Genomic DNA, 7690 nt, shown 5'->3' on the forward strand with positions numbered 1-7690 from the left:
CCGGAGCGACGTCATGTCCCTGCCTAGCCTGCGCCTTAAAGCCAACGCCGACCGTCGCCTGCGCAACGGCCACTTGTGGGTCTACAGCAACGAAATCGATGTGGCCGCCACGCCACTGCACGGCTTCAAGGCCGGCGATCAGGCGATCCTCGAAGCTGCCGGCGGCAAGCCGCTGGGCATCGTCGCCATGAGCCCGAACAACCTGATCTGCGCGCGTCTGTTGTCGCGCGACATCAAGTTGCCGCTGGACAAGTCGCTGCTGGTGCACCGCCTGAACGTGGCCCTGTCACTGCGCGAGCGTCTGTTCGATAAGCCGTTCTACCGCCTGGTCTACGGCGACTCTGACCTGCTGCCAGGTCTGGTGGTCGACCGTTTCGGCGACATCCTCGTCGTGCAGATCGCCTCGGCGACCATGGAAGCGCATAAAGATGCTGTGATCGCTGCACTGACCCAAGTACTCAAGCCGAGCGGCATCCTGTTCAAAAACGATTCCGCCGCCCGTGATGCCGAAGGCCTCAACCGCTACGTCGAAACCGTGTTCGGCCTGGTGCCGGAGTGGGTAGCCCTGGAAGAGAACGGTGTGAAATTCGAAGCGCCGGTCATTGGCGGCCAGAAAACCGGCTGGTTCTACGACCACCGCATGAACCGCGCCCGCCTCGCCCCTTACGCCAAAGGCAAACGTGTCCTCGACCTCTATAGCTACATCGGTGGCTGGGGCGTGCAGGCTGCTGCGTTCGGCGCCAGTGAAGTGTTCTGCGTCGATGCATCGGGCTTTGCCCTCGACGGCGTCGAGCGTAACGCCGCGCTGAACGGCTTCGCCGACAAGATGACCTGCATCGAAGGCGATGTCTTTGAAGCACTGAAGGAACTCAAGGCCAGCGAAGAACGTTTCGACGTGATCGTTGCCGATCCGCCTGCGTTCATCAAGCGCAAGAAAGACATGAAGAACGGCGAAGGCGCCTACCGTCGTCTGAACGAACAAGCCATGCGTCTGCTCACAAAGGACGGCATTCTGGTCAGCGCTTCATGCTCCATGCACCTGCCGGAAGACGACCTGCAGAACATCCTGCTGACCAGCGCCCGTCACCTGGACCGCAACATCCAGTTGCTCGAACGCGGCGGTCAAGGTCCGGACCATCCAGTACACCCGGCTATCGCCGAGACTCGCTACATCAAGAGCATCACCTGCCGTCTGCTGCCGAACAGCTGATTGGCTCATGAAACGGGGAGCCTGCGGGCTTCCCGTTGCTTTACGGCGATGCAATATCGTCGAATTCCTTTCCTTTTCCTACAACTAACTTCCTACATGTACGCAGGACATTTCCCTGCGCATTGAATTTCAAGATCAAAAACTTACAAACTTGACCTTGCAGCACATCCACTCCGACAAAATTAATAGAAATTTCCTACCCAAGTATCGCTTGCCAATAATTCATTACAACCTATTATTAAGTTGTCACCACGACGGTGACATTCACTCTCAATGAACAAGGAGTTCATACTTATGAAAGCAATTACTCTGGAAACCAACAAAATCGCAAACCTGGCTTTTCTGGTTGCGCCTAAAGCCCGCTAAGTAAACCGGAACGCTGGGGATTGCCGGCACCCCAGCGTTCTTTCGACTACGTCCAGAGTGATGAATACAACATGTACATCAATCCTTATTTATTCATATTGCCGCGCACGCCCGGACAAATAGTCTGGAACTATAAAGACCACACCCAACATGAACTTGACCTGACTTACTCTTGTCGACTTGCACAACTTATCAATAACCCGGAACAGTTCGACAGACGCAACATAATAGACTCACAACTTCTGAACGCGGGCATATTAACCGTTGCAAAAATAGACAGTCCGCCATGGGGCTGGGACGAGCTGTCGAAGATTTATCATATTGGTACCCAGAACATTCCCTGCGAACAGACACCCCAGAATATTCATGAGTGGTCCAGGCAATACCTGAACCATTGCAGTGCGGTGCTGACCACACCGGCACCCGCTCAAGATCGCCCGATACTTGAAGACGCACTTCGAATCGCCCTGCCCGCCTCTGCGGCCCTGACCGTCGCCAGCCTGGGTAATGTCCTGCGCTTGAGAAAAACCTGCCGCTCCTTTACTGGCGAAGCGATCACGCTCGGCGACGTCGGCACGCTGATGTATCTCACACTGGGTTTTCTTCACCATCGCGACCTTGACCGCGACGAAAGCATCGCCGAAGGCCTCGGCGCCCGTCGCAGCAGTCCCTCCGGGGGTGGACTGAATGCCTGTGAAGGCTTTCTTCTGGCACGCAATATCGAGGGTCTTGAGCCGGGCCTCTACGCCTATCACCCGGCAGACCACACGCTCAGCCGGGTCAACCCATTGCCCGAACCTGCGCTCGGCCATTTGCTGGCGGGCCAGCATTTCATCAATAACCTGCCTCTGGGCCTGTTCATCACCGCTCGTTTCGACAAGCTCTGGTGGAAGTATGAACACTCGCGCGCCTATCGCATGGCGTTCGTCGAGGCGGGTCATCTGTCGCAGACCTTTCAACTGGTGGCCACGGCGCTGGGCCTGGGAACGTGGCTGACCGGGGCATTCGCTGATCGGCAGGTCGAAGCCCTGCTCAAGCTCGAAGGCAGCGCTGAACAACCGTTGTTCTTTGTCGGCTGCGGTGCCAGCGACGGTCAGGCGATGTGTCAGGAAATGCGCGACCTGTTGCTGGAGACACGGACATGAACGTGCCATCCACGGATCTTCCCGAAGCGCCAACGTCCTGGGCGCTTCGATTCACCCTCGGCGACTGGAACAACCACGCTTCGGTACGCACCAGCCGGCACGACTACCGGTTGCCGGAAGACCTGCAGCTGCAACTGCAGACCCGCTTCTGGTTCCCGCCGGCCTTCCTGCCGTATCTGTCCCACCCGGCCATCGAAGCCGCAGGCAGCAAGGTCATGCATCGGCTGGCAGCCAGCCACCTGGTGCACTTCCTGGACTACACCACGCTGCTTGAACACCGCATCGTCAACCGCGCCGTGGAAACCATCGTCCACGGCGAGTTGCCCGCGTACATTCCTCCACGGATGAAAACCGCCGCGCTGCAGCTGTATACCGACGAGGGTTATCACGCGCTGTTCTCCCATCATCTGGCCGAACAGATCGCCGAACTGCATGGTTTTACCGGTCGCCCGCAGATGCCGCTGCGCATCACCCGCCTGACCGGTCAGATTGCCCGAACGCCGGAGAGTAAACGCCCACTGGCATGGTTTCTGCTGGGTTTCGTCTCGGAAACCATCATTGCCCGGGAGCTGCTGGATGTGTGTCGGGAAACGCTGGTCAGCAGCGTGAATGACATGTTGCGCGATCACCTCGCTGACGAAGCGCGCCACAGCCGGTTTTTTTCCGAAGTCTTCCACTACCTCTGGTTGACCCTGAACAGCCGCCAGCGCGCCTTCGTTGCCAGAACCTTGCTGGAGACCCTGGCGACCTTCTTCGAAGTCGACGAGCAATGGCTGCACCAAAGCCTGCGCCGCGCCGGTATCGGCGAAGGTGCGATCAAGGAAATCCTCGACAGCCTGACCAACGAGCACGCCAGCCGCCAGCGTGCCAGATCCGGAGCCGTGGCCACGCTTGCCGCACTCGAAAGGGCCGGATTTTTCGCACTACCCAACAACCGTAAACTTTTCGCCAAGGCAGGACTGATCGATGCGTGAAGGACGAAAGGCAGTAACAACCCGACAACGCCGCGGGGCGGTCAGTCTGCTGTTGGCCATGGTGCTGCTGGGGGTGTTTCCGCTGGATGTTCTGCTGCCGTCGTTCCCGGCGCTGGCCGAACACTTCGCCCGCACTCCGGCCGACATCGCGCTGTCGATCAGCCTGTTTGCCGTGGGCATTGCCTTCGCCCAACTGGTGATCGGGCCGTTGTCCGACGTCATCGGGCGCAAGGGACTTTTACTCGCCGGCATGGGAGTCTCGATCCTCGGCGCCATTGGTTGCGTGATGACCAGTCACTACACGCTGTTCATGACCTTTCGCATCGTGCAGGCCATCGGCTGCGGCTGTTTTGTCCTGTCGCAGGCGCTGGTACAGGATCTGTTCGATGGCAAGGAGCGCGACCGCCTGCGAATCCTGATGGTGACCGCCACCGGGATCTTCATCTCCCTGTCACCGCTGGCTGGCAGCTTCCTGCAAGCGGCCCTGGGCTGGCGCGGCAGCTTCTGGCTGTTCATCGCACTCGCGGCTGCGGTGTTGCTCAAGGCCTGGCTATTTCTCGACGGTGCTCGGCCAGACGTCAACGCTACACCGCTCAATTTCCTCAGAGCCTATCGACGGGTGCTCGGGGATTTCGAGTTCGTCGGCTACTGGCTGATTTCAGCTTTCGCATTCGCCTGCCACTTCTCGTTCATCGTCATTTCGCCGTTGATCTTCATGGATCAATTGCAGCTGTCCGCCTTCGACTTCTCGTTGATCCTGCTGATCTACGGTGCGGCCTATGTAACAGGCGGAATTGCCGCCGCGCTATTGAGCCGACGCATCAGTTCTGCGCAACAGATCGTGGCCGGGTTGAGCCTGATCCTGCTGGCGGGGCTGGTGATGCTATTTCTGTCGCAGCACTTCGCGCTCTCGCCCGCCACGGTATTGATCCCGATGCTGATCTGCACCGCCGGCACCACCATCTCACGCCCGGCCGCCACCTCACGAGCCATGGACCTGTTCCCGGAGAACGCCGGTACGTCAGCCTCGGCCGGCAGCACAATCATTTTTATTTGTGGTGGGTTGATCAGCGCACTGATCAGCCTCAGCCCGAGCAATCTGCAAGCGACCCTCGGCTACAGTTTTGTTCTGCTCAGTTGCATCGCACTGGCATTGAACAAGCGGATCAGCCATCGCGCCAGCGTCATCGAAAACGGCGCCGTCACGCCCTCTGGCAGCGATTGAGCCTGCCAGTCGTCATGCCATACGCACCGTCGGCACTGGAACAACGCTTTGCGCCATTCCCTCCAGACGCCAGCGGTGTAGAATCGGCTGATTCATCGCCATTCATCCCCGGCGGGTTTATGAGCTCAGGCTGAGGCAAGCGGCGATCCCGCAAAGTCATCAGCAACATCCAGGACACACGGCCATTTCTGAGTGTTCCAGACGTCAATAGAAGCTCACTCCCTTTTGATACCTGATTTAGCCGCCCGGAGTGCTCCATGCCAGATTACCGCTCGAAAACATCCACCCACGGCCGCAACATGGCCGGCGCCCGCGCACTGTGGCGCGCCACCGGGATGAAAGATGACGACTTCAAGAAGCCGATCATCGCCATTGCCAACTCCTTCACCCAGTTCGTGCCGGGCCACGTGCACCTCAAAGACCTCGGTCAACTGGTTGCCCGTGAGATCGAACGCGCCGGTGGCGTAGCGAAAGAATTCAACACCATCGCCGTGGATGACGGCATCGCCATGGGTCACGACGGCATGCTGTATTCGCTGCCGAGCCGCGAGATCATCGCCGACTCCGTCGAGTACATGGTCAACGCCCACTGCGCCGACGCCATTGTCTGCATCTCCAACTGCGACAAGATCACCCCCGGCATGCTGATGGCCGCCTTGCGCCTGAACATTCCGGTGATCTTCGTGTCCGGCGGCCCAATGGAGGCAGGCAAAACCAAACTCGCTTCCCACGGCCTCGACCTCGTCGACGCCATGGTGATCGCCGCCGACTCCAGCGCTTCTGACGAGAAAGTCGCCGAGTACGAGCGCAGCGCTTGCCCGACCTGCGGTTCGTGCTCCGGCATGTTCACCGCCAACTCGATGAACTGCCTGACCGAAGCCCTCGGCCTGGCATTGCCGGGCAACGGTTCGACCCTCGCTACCCACAGTGATCGCGAGCAGCTGTTCCTGCAGGCCGGCCGCACCATCGTCGAGCTGTGCAAGCGTTACTACGGCGAGAACGACGAATCCGTGCTGCCGCGCAACATCGCCAACTTCAAGGCGTTCGAGAACGCGATGATGCTCGACATCGCCATGGGTGGTTCGACCAACACCATCCTGCACCTGCTGGCGGCCGCCCAGGAAGCCGAGATCGATTTCGATCTGCGCGACATCGACCGTCTCTCGCGCAGCGTGCCGCAACTGTGCAAAGTGGCGCCGAACATCCAGAAGTACCACATGGAAGACGTGCACCGCGCCGGGGGCATCTTCAGCATTCTCGGCTCTCTGGCCCGTGGTGGCCTGCTGCACACCGACCTGCCGACCGTGCACAGTCGCAGCATGGAAGAAGCCATCGCCAAGTGGGACATCACCCAGACCACCGACGAAGCCGTGCATCACTTCTTCAAGGCCGGCCCGGCGGGCATCCCGACCCAGACTGCGTTCAGCCAGTCGACTCGTTGGGAAACCCTGGATGACGACCGTGAAAACGGCTGCATCCGCAGCTTCGAACACGCCTATTCGAAAGAAGGTGGCCTGGCCGTGCTGTACGGCAATATCGCGCTGGACGGCTGCGTGGTGAAGACCGCCGGCGTTGACGAGTCGATCCACGTCTTCGAAGGCAACGCGAAAATCTTCGAAAGCCAGGACAGCGCGGTGCGCGGCATCCTTGCCGACGAAGTGAAGGAAGGCGACATCGTCATCATTCGCTACGAAGGTCCGAAAGGTGGCCCGGGCATGCAGGAAATGCTCTACCCGACGTCGTACCTGAAGTCCAAAGGCCTGGGCAAAGCCTGTGCGTTGCTCACCGACGGTCGCTTTTCCGGCGGTACTTCCGGCTTGTCGATCGGCCACGCTTCGCCAGAGGCCGCGGCCGGCGGCGCGATCGGTCTGGTTCAGGATGGCGACAAAGTGCTGATCGACATTCCGAACCGCTCGATCAACCTGTTGGTCAGCGATGAAGAACTGGCTGCACGCCGGGTCGAGCAGGACAAGAAAGGCTGGAAGCCGGTCGAACAGCGTCCACGCAAAGTGACCACCGCTCTGAAGGCCTACGCCCTGCTGGCGACCAGCGCCGACAAGGGTGCGGTGCGTAACAAGGCGATGCTCGACGGGCTGTAAGCGTCGAATCGCCAAAACAAAAATACCCCGCCAACTGCGGGGCATTTTTTTGCCTGATGCTTGCAAACCACCCCATGTAGATACCGTCTTGCCCCTCACCGGGCAAGTGCCAATTTCGGGTCAAATGGTTGGCCCGATTTGAGCACTCCGTAGACGAAGTGCAACAACTTGCGCATGGCTGCACAGATGATCTGTTTGGGGGCTTTGCCATTGGCCTTCAAGCGTTCCTTCATGGCGATGATCGCCTCGTTGTGCCTCAGCGCTACCAGGCCTGGCATGTACAGACCCGCCCGAACGCGAGCCGAGCCGACCCTCGAAATAATTGTTCTGCCTTTGAGTTTTCCTGACTCCTGCAGCTTAGGGTTCAACCCTGCAGCAGCGACCAGTTTGCGAGGGTCGTCGTATTTGCGCAGGTCGCCCAGCTCGGCCAGCAGCCGCTCAAGGGTTTTCTGCCCGATACCGTCGATGGTCACGATCAAGTCGCGCATCTGGCGCATGTCCGGATCATCATCGATGTGTTTCTTGATCGCTTTGTGCGTTTCAGCGATCTCTTTTTCGATGTGGCGCAGAACGGAGTTGATCGAGTCTTTGACCTTTTCGTCGGACACATCCAGACGATTGAGCTCCATCTGCTCCATTTCCTGAAGATCATCCAATCGACGCACCATCGC

6 protein-coding genes are annotated in these 7690 nt (G+C 59.2%); 5 read left to right on the top strand and 1 reads right to left on the bottom strand.

Features of this window, described 5'->3' with window-relative positions:
* The first annotated feature begins 13 nt into the window (after nt 1–13).
* From ACTJKS_RS11395 to ilvD, 5 genes are all read left to right on the top strand, one after another.
* Nucleotides 14–1210, top strand: coding sequence for a class I SAM-dependent rRNA methyltransferase (locus ACTJKS_RS11395; RefSeq protein ID WP_041063621.1), 1197 nt, complete (start codon nt 14–16; stop codon nt 1208–1210).
* A 437-nt stretch (nt 1211–1647) separates the two neighbouring features.
* On the top strand, nt 1648–2721 hold the full coding sequence (locus ACTJKS_RS11400) for a SagB/ThcOx family dehydrogenase (protein WP_262948147.1): 1074 nt from the start codon (nt 1648–1650) through the stop codon (nt 2719–2721).
* Nucleotides 2718–3695 carry a diiron oxygenase gene (locus ACTJKS_RS11405; protein WP_108184111.1) on the top strand — a complete coding sequence of 326 codons (978 nt, stop codon included), beginning with the start codon at nt 2718–2720 and terminating at the stop codon, nt 3693–3695. The genes ACTJKS_RS11400 and ACTJKS_RS11405 overlap by 4 nt, the downstream gene beginning before the upstream one ends.
* The gene (locus tag ACTJKS_RS11410) at nt 3688–4920 is read left to right on the top strand and encodes an MFS transporter (RefSeq protein ID WP_108184112.1); all 1233 of its coding nucleotides are present in this window, start codon (nt 3688–3690) and stop codon (nt 4918–4920) included. The genes ACTJKS_RS11405 and ACTJKS_RS11410 overlap by 8 nt, the downstream gene beginning before the upstream one ends.
* A 257-nt stretch (nt 4921–5177) precedes the next feature.
* A complete protein-coding gene (ilvD, locus tag ACTJKS_RS11415; protein WP_007964170.1) occupies nt 5178–7019 on the top strand; it encodes a dihydroxy-acid dehydratase in 1842 nt (613 codons plus the stop codon).
* Nucleotides 7020–7114: 95 nt separating this feature from the next.
* On the opposite strand, the gene ACTJKS_RS11420 is transcribed toward ilvD, so the two are convergent.
* A partial coding sequence (locus tag ACTJKS_RS11420) for a transposase (RefSeq protein WP_440828800.1) occupies nt 7115–7690 on the bottom strand: 576 nt, incomplete at its 5' end.

Origin of the sequence: Pseudomonas sp. 22189, from assembly GCF_052045635.1 — a bacterium.
GTDB classification, from domain to species: Bacteria; Pseudomonadota; Gammaproteobacteria; order Pseudomonadales; family Pseudomonadaceae; genus Aquipseudomonas; species Aquipseudomonas parakoreensis.